This window comes from Streptomyces sp. NPDC006552 (assembly GCF_040611655.1).
Classification (GTDB): Bacteria; Actinomycetota; Actinomycetes; order Streptomycetales; family Streptomycetaceae; genus Streptomyces.
In genome coordinates this window covers 163400-179030 of the sequence record NZ_JBEXOS010000003.1, presented here as the reverse complement: position 1 = coordinate 179030, position 15631 = coordinate 163400, and the positions used below count along the sequence as shown (strand labels likewise).

Here is a 15631-nt window from a genome sequence, read left to right as displayed (position 1 = left end):
CCGGATGGTGGACTACCTTCGCGCGCCATGACGCGACTGAGGACCCTGAGAATCCCGAGGACCCAGAGAATCCTGAACAACCGGCGGAGTGCGGGGCGCACGGGGGCGGTGGGACGGACGGCGGCGGCTCTGGGGGCGGCGGTCCTCGCGGCCGTCACCCTCGGTACGGCGCCGGGGCAGGCCGCCGCCCGGACGCCGGCGGAGGGCGCGCGGGTGCGGTGGCAGCCGCAGGACTCGGGGACCGACGCGCGCTTCCGGGGCCTCGCCGCCGTCGACCGGCACACGGCGTGGCTCGCCGGGAGCGCGGGCACGGTGCTGCGCACCACCGACGGCGGCGAGCGGTGGCGGCCGGTCTCGCCGCCCGGCGCGCAGGACCTGGAGTTCCGCGACATCGAGGCGTTCGACGCCCGGCGCGCGGTGGTCCTGGCCATCGGTGAGGGCGAGGCGTCCCGGATCCTGCGCACCGACGACGGCGGCGCGACCTGGACGGAGTCGTTCCGTAACACCGACCCGAAGGCCTTCTACGACTGCGTCACGTTCTTCGATCCCCGCCACGGCCTCGCGCTGAGCGACCCGGTCGACGGCAAGTACCGGATCGCGTCGACGCGGGACGGCGGGCGCTCCTGGCGGGTCCTGCCGGACACCGGGATGCCGCCCGCGCAGACCGGGGAGGCGGGCTTCGCCGCGTCGGGCCAGTGCCTGGTGGCCTCCGGCCCCAGGGACGCCTGGCTGGCGACCGGCGGCGGCGCGGCCTCCCGGGTGCTGCACTCCGCCGACCGCGGGCTGACCTGGACCGCGGCCCGGACACCGGTCCCGGCGGGCGATCCGGCCCGCGGCGTCTTCGGCCTCGCCTTCCGCGACCGCACGCACGGCATCGCCGTCGGCGGCGACTACAACGCGGGCGAACCCTCCCCGCGCGCCGCCGCGGTCACCGCCGACGCGGGGCGCACCTGGACCCCGTCGGCGCAGCCCCCGGCCGCCTACCGCTCCGGCGTCGCCTGGCTCCCGCGCAGCCGCTCCGCCGCGCTCGCCGTCGGCCCGACCGGCACCGACCTCACCACGGACGGCGGCCGCACCTGGCGCACCGTGGACGACGGTTCGTACGACACCGTCGACTGCGCCCGCGACGGCGCGTGCTGGGCGGCGGGGGAGCGGGGGCGGGTGGCCCGGCTCGGTTCGGGATCCCGGGCGCCGCACACGGCTGGCAGTTAGGTAAGCCTTGCCTAAGATCGTACAAGGTGCGCGGGACACCTCCTCCGATGGGTCTTCACCGGCGCCGTCGGAGGCCCGTACGACACCAGGAGCCGGCTTGCCGCACACCCCGGACACCCTCGCGCCCCGGCCGCCCGGCGATCCGGAGGCCGGCTACGCGGAACTGCGGTCCGCGACGCGGTTGCGCGAGATCCTCGGCGAGCCGCACCCGATCGTCATCGACAAGGTGCACCCCCGGCTCGACGCACGGGACCGCGCGTTGCTCGGCCGCTCACCGTTCTGCCTGCTCGCCACGGCCGACGCGCGCGGCACCTGCGACGTCTCGCCCCGCGGGGACGGCCCCGGGTTCGCCCGGATCGTCGACGACACCACGCTGGCCCTCCCGGACCGGCCCGGCAACCGCCGCGGCGACAGTTTCCACAACATCCTGCAGAATCCGCACGCGAGCCTGCTCTTCCTGATACCGGGCGCCACCGACGTGCTGCGCGTCAACGGCCGGGCCCGCATCCTCACCGACGCCCCCTTCTTCGACGCCATGACCGTCAAGGGACAACGGCCCGCTCTCGCGCTGCTCCTGGACATCGAGGAGATCTACCTCCACTGCCCGCAGTCGCTGCACCGCGCGGGCCTGTGGAAGCCCGGCTCCTGGGAGCGCGCCGCCGGCCCCGCGGGGACGGCCTCCTAGGCTGGCCCCATGCAGACGATCACGGGGGTCCCCGAAGGCTGGCCGGCGGACGAAGCGGCGGCGCGGGGGGTGCAGGACGCGCTGCGCGAGCGGGTCGTACGGGACGAGACCGGTCCCGCGCCGGGGGCGGGCACGGTCACCGGGATCGACGTCGCGTACGACGACGCGCGCGACCTCGTCGCTGCCGCGGCGGTCGTGCTGGACGCCGCGACGCTCGACGTGGTCGAGGAGGCCACGGCCGTCGGGCGCGTCGCCTTCCCCTACGTGCCGGGCCTGTTGGCGTTCCGGGAGATCCCGGCGGTCCTCGGCGCCCTGGCGGCGCTGCGCACCGACCCGGGGCTCGTGGTCTGCGACGGCTACGGCCTCGCTCACCCGCGCCGCTTCGGCCTCGCCAGCCACCTCGGTGTGCTCACCGGGCTGCCCACGATGGGCGTCGCCAAGAACCCGTTCGCCTTCGCGCACGGCGCGCTGGGCCCGGAGCGGGGGAGCGCCGCCGCCCTCACGGACGGGGAGGAGGAGGTGGGCCGGGCCCTGCGCACCCGCACGGGCGTGAAACCGGTCTACGTCTCCGTGGGCCACCGGATCTCCCTGGCGGGCGCGTGCGCGCACACCCTGGCGCTGACCCCCGCCTACCGGCTGCCGGAGACGACCCGCAGGGCCGACCGGCTGTGCCGGGACGCGCTGCTGGGCCTCACCGCCGGCCCGTGACCGCCTCCTGCCGCGCCGCGACCCGGAAGCCGATCCCCGCCGCCCGCAGCCGAGTGATCAGCGCGTCGCCCATGGCCACGGCGGTGGTCACCTGGCCGCTGGTGTCGGGGAGTTCGTCCTGCGCGAGACAGAGCGCGGCCTCGGCCAGCATCTTCGCGGTCTCCGTGTAGCCGGGGTCTCCGCCGGAGACCTCGGTGCGGACCCGGCGCCCGCCGCCCTCGCCCACGAACCGCACCGAGAACCAGCTCGCGGCCCGGCGCGCCTCGTCGGGGCCGTCGCCGGGCCGCAGCCGGGCGCCGATCCGGCGCCGGACGGGCGGCAGCTGTGCCGCCGCGAAGAGGGCCCCGGCGGCGGCGACCCCGCCCACCGCGAACGGCAGCGTCCGCACGGCCGCGTAGTGCCGGTAGCGGAAGTCGGGGCCGTAGCGCTCCAGGGCCCGCGCCGACCGCTGCACCACCTGCGGGTCGATCGTCGGCAGCGGCAGGGCCCACGCCCCGACCTCCTTGGCGAACCGCGGCGTCCCCGTCGGCGCGTACGCCGTGCGCCCGACCAGCCGCGGCTCATGGCGCCGCCGGTCCTGCTGGGCGGCGAGCATCTGCCGTGCGCGCCCGAACTGGTTCAGGGCGGAGGCGAACGTACCGCCCGAGAACGTGGCGTTCGTCCGGACGAACCCGTCGACCCGCAGCGGCACCCCCTCCGGCAGCTGCCGCACGGTGAAGTACGCGCCCAGGTCGTGCGGGACCGAGTCGAAGCCGCAGGCGTGCACGAGCCGGGCGCCCGTCTCGCGCGCGCGGGCGTCGTGCCGGACATACATGAGGTCCACGAACTCGGGCTCGCCCGTGAGGTCCAGATAGTCGGTGCCCGCCTCCGCGCACGCGGCCACCAGCGCCTCCCCGTACTCCAGGTACGGGCCCACGGTGGTGGCCACCACGCGCGTGCGGGCGGCCAGTTCGCGCAGGGACGCCGCGTCGGCCACGTCCGCGCGCTCCAGCGGCAGCACCGCGCACGCCGGGTCGATGCCGGTGAGCCGCTCGCGCAGCCGCTCCAGCTTGGCCGTGTCGCGCCCGGCGACCGCCCAGCGCAGGCCCGCGGGGGCGTGCGCCGCGAGGTACTCGGCGGTGAGCACCCCCACGAAACCCGTGGCCCCGAACAGCACCACGTCGTACGTCCGGTCAGCCGCCCCGGGGTTACCAGGGGTTCCAGGCCTGTTCATGACACTCCTCGCCGTAGCACGCGCGCCGTCGTCGGTGGCCGAGGCTAGCGTGCGCCCCGCCCGCGGGTGCTGGCGGGCCGTGAATTGGCTAAGCACTTGCTCATCGGGGGTTGTGCTGACCCGGGCGGGTTCATAGCATCACTGGTGTTACATCAGTTGTGTCACAGACTGGGGCGTGGCGGAATGGCAGTGGCAGGCACGGAGAACGGCGGCGGGCCGCTCGCCGGAGTACGCGTGGTCGAGCTGGCCGGGATCGGCCCGGGACCGTTCGCCGCGATGCTCCTGGCCGACCTCGGCGCCGACGTCGTCCGCGTCGACCGGCCCGGCGGAGCCGGCCTCGGGATCGACCCGGCGTGCGACGTCACCAACCGCAACAAGAGGTCCGTCGTCGTCGACCTGAAGGCGCCGGACGGCGCCGAGCGGGTGCTGCGCCTCACCGACCGCGCCGACGTACTGATCGAGGGCTACCGGCCGGGCGTCGCCGAGCGGCTCGGCGTCGGCCCCGAGGAGTGCCGCGCCCGCAACCCGAAGCTGGTCTACGGCCGGATGACCGGCTGGGGCCAGGACGGCCCCCTCGCCCAGCGCGCCGGGCACGACATCGGCTACATCGCGGTCACCGGCGCCCTCGGCATGATCGGCCGGCCCGACGAGCCGCCGGCCGTCCCCGCCAACCTCGTCGGCGACTACGCGGGCGGCTCGCTCTACCTGGTCGTGGGCGTCCTCGCCGCGCTCCACCACGCCCGCGCCACCGGCACCGGGCAGACCGTCGACGCGGCGATCGTCGACGGCACCTCCCACCTCACCGCGATGATCCACGGCATGCTCGCGGCCGGCAGCTGGCAGGACCGCCGCGGCGCCAACCTCCTCGACGGCGGCTGCCCGTTCTACGGCACGTACGAGACCGCCGACGGCCGGTACCTGGCGGTCGGTGCCCTGGAGCAGCGGTTCTACGACGAGTTCATCGCCCTGCTGGGCCTGGCCGGCAGCGTGCCCGAGCGCGGGGACCTGGCCCGCTGGGGCGAGCTGCGCGAGGCCGTCGCCGCCCGCTTCAAGCAGCGGACGCGCGACGAGTGGACGGCCGTCTTCGAGGGCTCCGACGCCTGCGTGGCCCCCGTCCTGTCGCTGCGCGAGGCCCCGGCCCACCCGCACCTCGCCGCCCGCGGCACCTTCGTCGACCACGGCGGCCTCACCCAGCCAGCACCCGCGCCCCGCTTCTCCGCCACCCCCACCGCCGTCCGCTCGGGCCCCGCCCGGCCGGGCGCCGGCAGCGCGGAGGTGGCCCGCGACTGGGGCGTACCGGAGCTCGACGCACCCATCCAGAAAGGCAGTTGATCGACAGCATGGAGCGACGCCTGTACAGCGCCGAGCACGAGGCGTTCCGCGCGACCGTCCGTACCTTCCTCGACAAGGAAGTGACCCCGTACTACGAGCAGTGGGAGAAGGACGGCGTCGTCGCGCGCGAGGCCTGGCTCGCCGCCGGGCGCCAGGGGCTGCTCGGCCTCGCCGTGCCCGAGGAGTACGGGGGCGGCGGCACCACCGACTTCCGCTACAGCGCGGTCCTGGCCGAGGAGTTCACCCGCGCGGGCGCCGCCGGCCTCGCCGTCGGCCTGCACAACGACATCATCGGCCCGTACCTGACCTCCCTCGCCACCGAGGAGCAGAAGCGGCGCTGGCTGCCCGGGTTCTGCGACGGCTCGACGATCACCGCCATCGCGATGACCGAGCCCGGCGCCGGCTCCGACCTCCAGGGCATCCGCACCGCCGCCACGGACCAGGGCGACCACTGGCTGCTCAACGGCTCCAAGACCTTCATCTCCAACGGGATCCTCGCCGACCTGGTGATCGTGGTCGCGAGGACCACGCAGGAGGGCGGCGCCCACGGCCTGTCCCTGCTCGTCGTCGAGCGCGGCACGGCGGGCTTCGAGCGCGGCCGCAACCTCGACAAGATCGGCCAGAAGGCGCAGGACACGGCCGAGCTGTTCTTCGACGACGTGCGCGTGCCGAAGGAGAATCTGCTCGGCGAGCTCAACGGCGCGTTCCTGCACCTGATGACCAACCTGGCGCAGGAGCGCATGGGCATCGCCGTCGCCGCCATCGCCGCCGCCGAGCACCTCCTGGAGATCACCACGACATACGTCAAGGAGCGCGAGGCGTTCGGCCGGCCGCTCGCGAAACTCCAGCACATCCGGTTCGAGATAGCCGAGATGGCCACCGAGTGCGCCGTCACCCGCACCTTCCTCGACCGCTGCATCGAGGACCATGCGGCAGGCACCCTCGACGCCGTGCATGCCTCCATGGCCAAGTGGTGGGCGACCGAACTGCAAAAGCGCGTCGCCGATCGCTGTCTGCAACTGCACGGCGGGTACGGGTACATGAGCGAGTACCGGGTCGCGAAGGCCTTCACCGACGGCCGCATCCAGACCATCTACGGCGGCACGACCGAGATCATGAAGGAGATCATCGGCCGTTCGCTGCTGTCCTGACCACCCTCGTTGAAAGGCACTTCCGTGACGACAGACGCGTACGTCTACGACGCGATCCGCACCCCGCGCGGCCGGGGCAAGGCCGCCGGCTCCCTGCACGGCACCAAGCCGATCGACCTCGTCGTCGGCCTCATCCACGAGCTGCGCTCCCGCTTCCCGGGCCTGGACCCCGCCGCCATCGACGACATCGTGCTCGGCGTCGTGGGCCCGGTCGGCGACCAGGGCTCCGACATCGCCCGGGTCGCGGCCCTCGCCGCGGGGCTGCCGGACACCGTCGCCGGGGTCCAGGAGAACCGCTTCTGCGCCTCGGGCCTGGAAGCCGTCAACCTGGCCGCGATGAAGGTCCGTTCGGGCTGGGAGGAGCTCGTCCTCGCCGGTGGCGTCGAGTCGATGTCCCGGGTGCCGATGGGCTCCGACGGAGGCGCCTGGTTCGCCGACCCGATGACCAACTACGAGACCGGTTTCGTGCCGCAGGGCATCGGCGCCGACCTCATCGCCACCATCGAGGGCTTCTCGCGGCGCGACGTGGACGAGTACGCGGCGCTCTCCCAGGAGCGGGCCGCCGCCGCGGTCAAGGCCGGGCGCTTCGAGCGGTCGGTCGTCCCGGTCAGGGACCGCAGCGGTCTGACCGTCCTGGACCAGGACGAGTTCCTGCGCCCGGGCACCACCGCGGACTCGCTCGCCAGGCTCAAGCCGTCCTTCAAGGACATCGGCGACCTCGGCGGCTTCGACGCGGTCGCGCTCCAGAAGTACCACTGGGTCGAGAAGATCGACCACGTGCACCACGCGGGCAACTCCTCCGGCATCGTCGACGGCGCCTCGCTGGTCGCCATCGGCTCGCGTGAGGTGGGGGAGCGGTACGGGCTCGCGCCGCGCGCCCGGATCGTCTCCGCTGCCGTCTCCGGCTCCGAGCCGACCATCATGCTCACCGGCCCGGCGCCCGCGACCCGCAAGGCGCTCGCCAAGGCGGGCCTGACCATCGACGACATCGACCTCGTGGAGATCAACGAGGCGTTCGCGGCGGTGGTGCTCCGCTTCGTGCGGGACATGGGGCTCTCGCTGGACAAGGTCAATGTCAATGGCGGGGCGATCGCGCTCGGGCATCCGCTGGGGGCCACCGGGGCGATGATCCTCGGCACGCTGGTGGACGAGCTGGAGCGGCGGGATCTTCGGTACGGGCTTGCCACGTTGTGTGTCGGCGGGGGGATGGGGATCGCCACGATCGTGGAGCGGGTGTAGCGACGTAGGGGTGCGCTGTCCGTCGCCGGGTGCGGCTTTCGTCGTGGCTGGTCGCGCAGTTCCCCGCGCCCCTGACGGGCGCACTCCGTGCGCCTCATGGGGCTGCGGCGAAGCCGCATGCACCAGGGGCGCGGGGAACTGCGCGACCAGCCACCGACCATCCGCACCCGGCGACCCACCACACCCCGCCCCAGTAGCCGCCCGTAACCCTGCCGCACCGAAATCCACGGAGACACACATGACCGCCAGCACCACCATCCGCTGGGAACAAGACGACACCGGCATCGTCACCCTCGTCCTCGACGACCCGAACCAGTCCGCGAACACCATGAACCAGGCGTTCAAGGACTCCATCGCCGCGATCGCGGACCGCGCAGAGGCCGAGCGCGACGCGATCCGCGGGATCATCTACACCTCCGCCAAGAAGACCTTCTTCGCGGGCGGTGACCTGAAGGACATGATGAAGGCCGGGCCCGAGGACGCCCAGGCCGTCTTCGAGACCGGCATCGGCATCAAGAACTCGCTGCGCCGCATCGAGACCCTCGGCAAGCCCGTCGTCGCCGCGATCAACGGCGCGGCGCTCGGCGGCGGCTACGAGATCGCGCTCGCCAGCCACCACCGCGTCGCCCTGGACGCCCCGGGCTCCAAGATCGGCCTGCCCGAGGTCACCCTCGGCCTGCTCCCGGCCGGCGGTGGCGTCACCCGCACCGTCCGCCTGATGGGTATCGCCGACGCCCTCCTCAAGGTCCTGCTCCAGGGCACCCAGTACGCCCCGCAGCGCGCCCTGGAGAACGGCCTGGTCCACGAGGTGGCCGCCACCCGCGAGGAGATGCTCGACAAGGCCCGCGCCTTCATCGACGCGAACCCCGAGTCGCAGCAGCCCTGGGACCGGCCCGGCTACCGCATCCCGGGCGGCACCCCGGCCCACCCCAAGTTCGCCGCGAACCTCCCGGCCTTCCCGGCCAACCTCAAGAAGCAGCTGAACGGCGCGCCCTACCCGGCCCCGCGCAACATCCTCGCGGCCGCCGTCGAGGGTTCCCAGGTCGACTTCGAGACGGCCCTGACCATCGAGGCCCGCTACTTCACCGAGCTGGTCACCGGCCAGACCGCGAAGAACATGATCCAGGCGTTCTTCTTCGACCTCCAGGCCGTCAACTCGGGCGCCAACCGCCCCCAGGGCATCGAGCCGCGCAAGGTCACCAAGGTCGCCGTGCTCGGCGCCGGGATGATGGGCGCGGGCATCGCCTACTCCTGCGCCCGCGCGGGCATCGACGTCGTCCTCAAGGACGTGTCGGACGACGCCGCCGCCAAGGGCAAGAACTACTCCGAGAAGCTGTGCGCGAAGGCGGTGCAGCGCGGGCGTACCACCCAGGAGAAGGCGGACGCGCTGCTCGCCCGGATCACGCCCACCGCCGACCCGGCGGCCCTGGCCGGCTGCGACGCCGTCATCGAGGCCGTCTTCGAGGACCCGGCGCTCAAGCACAAGGTGTTCCAGGAGATCCAGCACGTCGTCGCCCCCGACGCCCTGCTCTGCTCCAACACCTCCACGCTGCCGATCAGCGTCCTCGCCGAAGGCGTCGAGCGCCGGGGCGACTTCATCGGCCTGCACTTCTTCTCGCCGGTCGACAAGATGCCGCTGGTGGAGATCATCAAGGGCGAGCAGACCGGCGCCGAGGCCCTGGCCCGCGCCTTCGACCTCGTACGGCAGATCAACAAGACGCCGATCGTGGTCAACGACTCGCGCGGCTTCTTCACCTCGCGCGTCATCGGCCACTTCATGAACGAGGGCATCGCCATGGTCGGCGAGGGCATCGAGCCCGCCTCGGTCGAGCAGGCGGCGGGCCAGGCCGGTTACCCGGCCAAGGTCCTGTCCCTGATGGACGAGCTGACCCTCACCCTGCCCCGCAAGATCCGCAAGGAGACGCAGGCGGCGATCGAGGCGGAGGGCGGCACCTGGACCGCGCACCCGGCCGAAGGCGTCATCGACCGCATGGTCGACGAGTTCGGCCGCACCGGCCGCAGCGGCGGCGCGGGCTTCTACGAGTACGGCGAGGACGGCAAGCGCGCCGGTCTCTGGCCCGGGCTGCGCGAGCACTTCACGAAGCCGGGCGCCGACATCCCCTTCCAGGACATGCAGGAGCGCATGCTCTTCGCGGAGGCGCTCGACACCGTGCGGCTCCTGGAGGAGGGCGTCCTGACCTCCGTCGCCGACGCCAACATCGGTTCCATCTTCGGTATCGGCTTCCCGGGCTGGACCGGCGGCGTGCTCCAGTACATCAACGGCTACGAGAGCGGCCTCACCGGATTCGTCGCCCGCGCGCGCGAGCTGGCCGAGCGCTATGGCGACCGGTTCCTGCCGCCCGCGCTGCTCGTGGAGAAGGCGGAGCAGGGCGTGACCTTCACCGACTGACGGCCCCGGCCGCGGGAGGCGCTCAGCCCTCGGCGTCGAACGCCTCCCGCAGCTCCTCCTTCAGCGACCGCTGGAAGGCGGTCACCAGCGCCTGGACGACCATCGGCTGCATATGGGCCGACAGGGACTTCATCGCCGCCACGTGCTCCGGGTCCGACTCGCGCTCCCGGTAGGGCCCCCACACCTCGTCCCGGAACAGCCGCGACAGCTCGTGCGCCGCCTGCCGGGCGTGCGCCAGCAGGACCGTGCGCGAAGCGAGGATCGTCTCGTGCGCGATCGGCACCCCGAGCAGCTGCACCCCCAGGCGCAGCAGCCCGCCGTCGACGCGGTACACGTCGGCGTCCTCGTCGTAGGCGATGACACCCATCGCGCCGAGCCGGTCCAGATCCGTGCCGGACAGCGCGCGGCCCGCCCGCTTCTCCAGCTCGGCGCGCCCCATGTCCTCGGCCGCGTCCGGCGCCCAGCTCGCCACCACCGCGCGGTGGATGGCCAGGTCGTGCGCGCTCAGGTCCGCCGGCAGGTGCTCCACGTAGCGCTCGATCGCGGCGAGCGTCATGCCCTGGTGCTGCAACTCCTCGATGAGGGCGAGCCGGGAGAGGTGGTCCTGCCCGTAGCGGCCGACCCGGCGCGGGCCGATCACGGGCGGCGGGAGCAGCCCGCGCGTGCTGTAGAAGCGGATCGTGCGGACGGTGACGCCCGCGCGCGCGGCCAGCTCGTCGACGGTCAGCGTGGGGGCGGACGCCCCATCGGCGTCCTCAGCGTCCTCGGTGTACGTCGTGATGTCCGTCGTCATGTCCGCCTCGGGTCGATCGGGTTCAACAGTATTGCTGACACACCGATGTTGTGAAAGTGCCGGAGGCGACGCCTTAGCGCTTTGTGAGAAAAACCGCTATGTGATCTCCGCCACCGCGTGTGGGGTGATCTCTGGGGGAAGGTGCACAGTCGGTCCGGGCGCTGTCAGGGGTGTCGCGGGCCGCAGCACATCCGGACCCCGGCCGACCCGTGTGTCGCCGGGCACCACAGAGTGGACACCCCCACGTGAGCAAGGACGCCGTCAACACGGCCCTGGACGCATCCCCCACTGATGCGCCGCAGGTGCCCGCCGACGCGGGCGACGCCGGTTACAGCAAGGACCTCAAGGCCCGCCACGTCAACATGATCGCGATCGGTGGCGCGATCGGCACCGGACTCTTCCTGGGGGCGGGCGGCCGCCTCCACTCGGCGGGCCCCGCCCTGGCTGTCGCGTATCTCGTCTGCGGGGTCTTCGCGTACCTCGTGGTGCGCGCCCTCGGGGAGATGGTCGTCTACCGGCCCTCCTCCGGTTCCTTCGTGTCGTACGCGCGCGAGTTCCTCGGCGAGAAGGGCGCCTACGTCGCCGGCTGGATGTACTTCCTGAACTGGTCGATGACCGGCATCGCGGACATCACGGCCATCGCGCTCTACACGCAGTACTGGAGCGCCTTCACCAGCATTCCGCAGTGGGTGCTGGCGCTGATCGCCCTCGCCGTCGTGCTCGCCGTGAACCTCGTCTCGGTGAAGTACTTCGGCGAGATGGAGTTCTGGTTCGCGATCGTCAAGGTGGCCACGCTCGTGGTCTTCCTCCTGGTGGGGATCTTCCTGCTCGCCACCCAGCACCCGATCGACGGCCAGACACCCGGTCTGCACATGATCACGGACCACGGCGGATTCATGCCGAGCGGCCTGATGTCCGTGGTCCTCGTCATGCAGGGCGTCGTCTTCGCCTACGCGGCCCTGGAACTGGTGGGCGTCGCGGCCGGCGAGACGGCGGAGCCGCACAAGGTCGTCCCGCGCGCGGTGAACTCGATCATGTGGCGGGTGGGCCTGTTCTACTGCGGCTCGGTGGTGCTGCTCGCCCTGCTGCTCCCGTCGACGGTGTACTCCTCCGACGAGAGCCCGTTCGTCACCGTCTTCAGCAAGCTGGGCATCGGCGGCATCGGCGACATCATGAACCTGGTCGTGCTGACCGCGGCCATGTCCTCGCTCAACTCCGGCCTGTACTCCACCGGCCGCATCCTGCGCTCCATGGCGATGTCCGGCTCCGCGCCGAAGTTCACCGCCCGGATGAACCGCAGCCAGGTCCCCTACGGCGGCATCCTGCTCACCGCGGGCGTCGGCGTCCTCGGCGTCGGCCTGAACTACCTGCTGCCGCACGACGCCTTCGAGATCGTCATCGAGGTCTCCTCCATCGGCATCATCGGCACCTGGGTCATGATCATGGTGGCCCACCTGGCGTTCGTCCGCCGCGCCAAGCAGGGCCTGGTCCAGCGCCCCGCGTTCCGCCTCCCCGGGTCCCCGGTCACCGAGATCGTCACCATCGTCTTCCTGATCGCCGTCCTCGGCCTCATGTGGAACGACGCGGAGACCGGCCGCAAGACCCTCTCCCTGATCCCCGTCGTCGCGGTCCTGCTCGTGGGCGGCTGGTTCGCCGCCCGCCGCCGTATCGCCCGCGACGCGGCCCAGGAGCTGACCGACAGCCGCAAGGGCGAGTAGGGCGCCGGTCCCGGCCGGCTCCGCGCGTTGCGTGCGGCGGCCGGCCGGGTAGGAAACCGGGCATGGGCCTGGTTCCGTGGGACGTCGACCTCAAGGCGGGTCAACTGGCGGTGTTCGCGACCGCGTTGACGGCAGTGCTGCTCACCTCCGTGCGGCGGCGCCCCCGCCGGGCGGCGGGGGCACCCGCCCCGCCGGCCCGCTCGCAGCTGCGGGCCCTCGTCGTCCCGCCCCACCCCGCCCCGGCCGGCACCGCGCACACCGCCGCCGTCACCGACCTGTGCACCTGCGTCTCCGAACTCGCCTCCGACCTGGCCAAACGCTACGGAGGCGAGCTCTAGGGGCTGTCGGCACCGGGCGCGCCGTGCGGCGCATACTGGGACACAGACAGCAGCAGCCCCGCACGTCCCGCAGAAAGCCGCACGCCGCATGAAGCACCCCGCGCCGGACCCGCCGCCGCCCCCGGCCGGCGGCATCCTCTGGGAGACCGCGGGAGACGTCCGCTCGCTGCTCGCCCTGCCCGCCGCCTTCGTGCTCCAGGTCGCGCACCCCGCCGTCGGCGCCGGCGTCGACGACCACTCGGTGTTCCGCACCGACCCCTGGGGCCGCGGGCAGCGCTCGCTCACCTCGGTCCTGCGGTGGGTCTACGGCGGCGAGGCGGCGGCCGAGGAGGGCCGCAGGCTGCGCCGCCTGCACCGCACGATCCAGGGCACGGACGCCGGCGGCCGCCGCTACCACGCGCTGACCCCGGCGTACTACGCCTGGGTCCACGCCACGGGCTACCCCGTGGCCCGCTACGCCCGCCGCTACTTCGCCCGGCCCTTCACGCCCGGGGAGGACGAGCGGTTCTACGCGGAGTGGCTGATGGTCGGCCGGATCCTCGGTATCCACGACCGGGACATGCCGCGGACGACCGCGGAGTTCTGGCCGTACTACCGCGCCATGCTCGACCAGGAGGTCGGGCGGAACGCGGTGGTCGACGAACTGACCGCCCGCGACCGCGCCGTCCCGCCGCCCCCGGGCCACCCCGCCCTGCGGCTGCTGTGGCCCGCGCTGCGCCCCGCGCTCACCCGGGTGCTCCGGTTCCTGTCGATCGGCCTGCTCCCGCCGGAGGCGCGGGAGGCGGTCGGCCTGCCCTGGACCCCGCGCCAGGAGCGCCGCCTGCGCCGCGTGGCGGTGCTGGTGCGCTGGCTGGCCCCGCGCCTCCCCGAGCGCCTCCGCTACCTGCCGCTCGCGCGCCGGGCGAGAACGGCGGCGCGCCTGCGGTGACCGGCACGTCGCCGGGCGCGCGCCGCGTCGTGGCTGGTCGCGCAGTTCCCCGCGCCCCTGAAATACGCACTGCGTGCGCCATCTCAGGGGACCCTGGGGGCGGCGGCGAAACCGCACGCCCCAGGGTCGCGGGGAACGGCGCGAGAAGCCCCACCGGCCGGCAGCCGACGAACTGTTCGGGGGCGCGGGGAACGGCGCGAGAAGCCCCCACCGGCCGTCAGCCGACGGACTGCTCAGGGGCGCGGGGAACTGCGCGAGACGCCCCCACCGACCCGCACCCGCTCAGCGCTCCGCATGCACCCCATTCGTGGCGGCGATCTTCTTCCAGGACTTAGGCTGCTTCGGCGCCGACCCAGCCCCCAGCGCGGACGCGGACGGCTTCACCGGCTGGTACAGCCACGTGTCGAACAGCCCCGCAAGCGGCTTCCCGGACACCTTCTCCGCGTACTGCACGAAGTCGGAGACGCTCGCGTTGCCGTAGGCGTGGACCGACGGCCACCCCTTGAGGATCTTGAAGAACTTCTTCTCGCCGACCGCGTTGCGCAGCGCCTGTATCGCGACGGCCCCCCGGTCGTAGACGGCCGCGTCGAACTGGTTCTCCGCCCCCGGGTCACCCGGCGCGACCTGCCAGAACGGGTCGTCCGCCGGGTGCTGCGCGTACACGTAGTCCGCGAGCTCCTGGGCCGTGCCCTCGCCCTCCTTCTCGGACCACAGCCACTGGCTGTAGCGGGCGAAGCCTTCGTTGATCCAGATGTCCTTCCAGTTGTCGACGGAGACGCTGTCGCCGTACCACTGGTGGGCCAGCTCATGGACGACGACGGACACGTTCGAGCCGCTCGCGAACTGCTTGGGCGAGTAGAACGGCCGGGTCTGCGTCTCCAGCGCGAACGACGACGGCACGTTCGGCACGTACCCGCCGAGCGCCTCGAAGGGGTACTTCCCGAAGACCGTCTCCAGCCACTCGGCGACCTCGGTCGTACGCTCGACGCTCGCCTTGGCGGCGCCCTCGTTCGCGCCGAGGTCCTTGCTGTAGGCGTTGACGACGGGCAGGCCGTCCGCGGTCGTGTCGGTCGTGATGTCGAACTTGCCGACCGCGAGCGTCGCGAGGTACGTGGCCTGCGGCTTGCTGGAGCGCCAGTTGAAGCGGGTCCAGCCGAGTTTCGAACTCTGCGACTGCAGCGTGCCGTTGGAGATCGCCTGCGTCCCGTCCGGTACGGCCACCGACACGTCGTACGTGGCCTTGTCGCGCGGGTGGTCGTTGCCGGGGAACCACCAGGCGGCCGCCTCCGGCTCGTTGGCGGCGACGCCGCCGTCCGGGGTGCGCTGCCAGGACGTGAAGCCCCACAGCTTCACCTCGGACGGCTTGCCCGCGTACTTCACGACGACCGTGAACGGGACGCCCTTGACCAGCCCCGCCGCGGGCGTCACCGCCAGCTCCTGCACCCCGGTCCTGGCGAACGCCGCCTTCTTGCCGTTCACCCGGACCTCGCTCGCGGTGAGCCCGAAGTCGAGGTCGAACCGGGAGAGGTCCTGTGTGGAGGTGGCGAGGATCGTCGCCGTGCCCTCCAGCAGGTCCGTCTTCGGCTGGTACTTCAGCCGCAGGTCGTAGTGGGAGACGTCGTAGCCGCCGTTCCCGTACGTCGGGTAGTAGGGGTCGCCGATGCCCGGGGCACCCGGCTGGAAGTCGGCGGCCGACGCCGGGATCGCCAGCAGAAGGGAGACCGCCAGCGCGCCGGGGGCGATGAGTCTGCGGTACACGAAAGCTCCAAGTCGTAGGGACAGGCCGAGGATTGATCTCGTCCGCGAGCCTATTCAGCACCGGCCGCCCCGGTCATGTCCATGGCCGCAGCTGTCACACGATCGCCATTCGGCCGACATGTGCCTTCCGGCCCCACGCGCCTGTC

At 72.8% G+C, this 15631-nt stretch carries 13 protein-coding genes; 10 read left to right on the top strand and 3 right to left on the bottom strand.

Features of this window, described 5'->3' with window-relative positions:
* The first annotated feature begins 108 nt into the window (after positions 1 to 108).
* From ABZY33_RS03280 to ABZY33_RS03270, 3 genes are all read left to right on the top strand, one after another.
* Entirely contained in the window at positions 109 to 1212 is a 1104-nt protein-coding gene (locus ABZY33_RS03280; protein ID WP_356489727.1) for a YCF48-related protein, read from the top strand.
* A gap of 97 nt (positions 1213 to 1309) precedes the next feature.
* On the top strand, positions 1310 to 1897 hold the full coding sequence (locus ABZY33_RS03275) for an MSMEG_1061 family FMN-dependent PPOX-type flavoprotein (protein ID WP_356489726.1): 588 nt from the start codon (positions 1310 to 1312) through the stop codon (positions 1895 to 1897).
* Between the two features lie 9 nt (positions 1898 to 1906).
* Positions 1907 to 2605, top strand: a complete 699-nt coding sequence (locus ABZY33_RS03270) for an endonuclease V (RefSeq protein WP_356489725.1) — start codon at positions 1907 to 1909, stop codon at positions 2603 to 2605.
* On the opposite strand, the gene ABZY33_RS03265 is transcribed toward ABZY33_RS03270, so the two are convergent.
* On the bottom strand, positions 2589 to 3818 hold the full coding sequence (locus ABZY33_RS03265; RefSeq protein ID WP_356489724.1) for a saccharopine dehydrogenase NADP-binding domain-containing protein: 1230 nt from the start codon (positions 3816 to 3818) through the stop codon (positions 2589 to 2591). The two genes, ABZY33_RS03270 and ABZY33_RS03265, sit on opposite strands and share 17 nt — an antisense overlap.
* Positions 3819 to 4001: 183 nt before the next feature.
* Between ABZY33_RS03265 and ABZY33_RS03260 the strand changes: the two genes are divergently transcribed.
* The 4 genes from ABZY33_RS03260 to ABZY33_RS03245 all read left to right on the top strand — a co-directional run bounded on the left by ABZY33_RS03260 (position 4002) and on the right by ABZY33_RS03245 (position 9950).
* Positions 4002 to 5150, top strand: coding sequence for a CaiB/BaiF CoA-transferase family protein (locus ABZY33_RS03260; RefSeq protein ID WP_356489723.1), 1149 nt, complete (start codon positions 4002 to 4004; stop codon positions 5148 to 5150).
* Between the two features lie 8 nt (positions 5151 to 5158).
* Positions 5159 to 6301 carry an acyl-CoA dehydrogenase family protein gene (locus ABZY33_RS03255; protein WP_356489722.1) on the top strand — a complete coding sequence of 381 codons (1143 nt, stop codon included), beginning with the start codon at positions 5159 to 5161 and terminating at the stop codon, positions 6299 to 6301.
* Between the two features lie 24 nt (positions 6302 to 6325).
* A complete protein-coding gene (locus ABZY33_RS03250; RefSeq protein ID WP_356489721.1) occupies positions 6326 to 7540 on the top strand; it encodes an acetyl-CoA C-acetyltransferase in 1215 nt (404 codons plus the stop codon).
* Between the two features lie 238 nt (positions 7541 to 7778).
* Positions 7779 to 9950, top strand: a complete 2172-nt coding sequence (locus ABZY33_RS03245) for a 3-hydroxyacyl-CoA dehydrogenase NAD-binding domain-containing protein (RefSeq protein ID WP_356489720.1) — start codon at positions 7779 to 7781, stop codon at positions 9948 to 9950.
* 22 nt (positions 9951 to 9972) lie between these two features.
* On the opposite strand, the gene ABZY33_RS03240 is transcribed toward ABZY33_RS03245, so the two are convergent.
* Positions 9973 to 10743 carry a MerR family transcriptional regulator gene (locus tag ABZY33_RS03240; protein WP_356489719.1) on the bottom strand — a complete coding sequence of 257 codons (771 nt, stop codon included), beginning with the start codon at positions 10741 to 10743 and terminating at the stop codon, positions 9973 to 9975.
* A 245-nt stretch (positions 10744 to 10988) separates the two neighbouring features.
* Here ABZY33_RS03240 and ABZY33_RS03235 point away from each other — a divergent pair, with 245 nt between their 5' ends.
* From ABZY33_RS03235 to ABZY33_RS03225, 3 genes are all read left to right on the top strand, one after another.
* Positions 10989 to 12461: an amino acid permease gene (locus ABZY33_RS03235; RefSeq protein WP_356489718.1), complete on the top strand. Its 1473-nt coding sequence runs from the start codon at positions 10989 to 10991 to the stop codon at positions 12459 to 12461.
* Between the two features lie 62 nt (positions 12462 to 12523).
* Complete coding sequence (locus ABZY33_RS03230; RefSeq protein WP_356489717.1) at positions 12524 to 12799, top strand: hypothetical protein; 276 nt, start codon at positions 12524 to 12526, stop codon at positions 12797 to 12799.
* Between the two features lie 88 nt (positions 12800 to 12887).
* Positions 12888 to 13727: an oxygenase MpaB family protein gene (locus ABZY33_RS03225; RefSeq protein WP_356489716.1), complete on the top strand. Its 840-nt coding sequence runs from the start codon at positions 12888 to 12890 to the stop codon at positions 13725 to 13727.
* A gap of 282 nt (positions 13728 to 14009) precedes the next feature.
* On the opposite strand, the gene ABZY33_RS03220 is transcribed toward ABZY33_RS03225, so the two are convergent.
* On the bottom strand, positions 14010 to 15485 hold the full coding sequence (locus ABZY33_RS03220) for a M1 family metallopeptidase (RefSeq protein WP_356489715.1): 1476 nt from the start codon (positions 15483 to 15485) through the stop codon (positions 14010 to 14012).
* Positions 15486 to 15631 lie beyond the last annotated feature (146 nt).

Coding starts and splice junctions, on each gene's coding strand:
- ABZY33_RS03270 (WP_356489725.1), top strand. CDS start 1,907: ATGCAGACGATCACGGGGGTCCCCGAAGGCTGGCCGGCGGACGAAGCG.
- ABZY33_RS03265 (WP_356489724.1), bottom strand. CDS start 3,818: ATGAACAGGCCTGGAACCCCTGGTAACCCCGGGGCGGCTGACCGGACG.
- ABZY33_RS03260 (WP_356489723.1), top strand. CDS start 4,002: ATGGCAGTGGCAGGCACGGAGAACGGCGGCGGGCCGCTCGCCGGAGTA.
- ABZY33_RS03255 (WP_356489722.1), top strand. CDS start 5,159: ATGGAGCGACGCCTGTACAGCGCCGAGCACGAGGCGTTCCGCGCGACC.
- ABZY33_RS03245 (WP_356489720.1), top strand. CDS start 7,779: ATGACCGCCAGCACCACCATCCGCTGGGAACAAGACGACACCGGCATC.
- ABZY33_RS03240 (WP_356489719.1), bottom strand. CDS start 10,743: ATGACGACGGACATCACGACGTACACCGAGGACGCTGAGGACGCCGAT.
- ABZY33_RS03230 (WP_356489717.1), top strand. CDS start 12,524: ATGGGCCTGGTTCCGTGGGACGTCGACCTCAAGGCGGGTCAACTGGCG.
- ABZY33_RS03225 (WP_356489716.1), top strand. CDS start 12,888: ATGAAGCACCCCGCGCCGGACCCGCCGCCGCCCCCGGCCGGCGGCATC.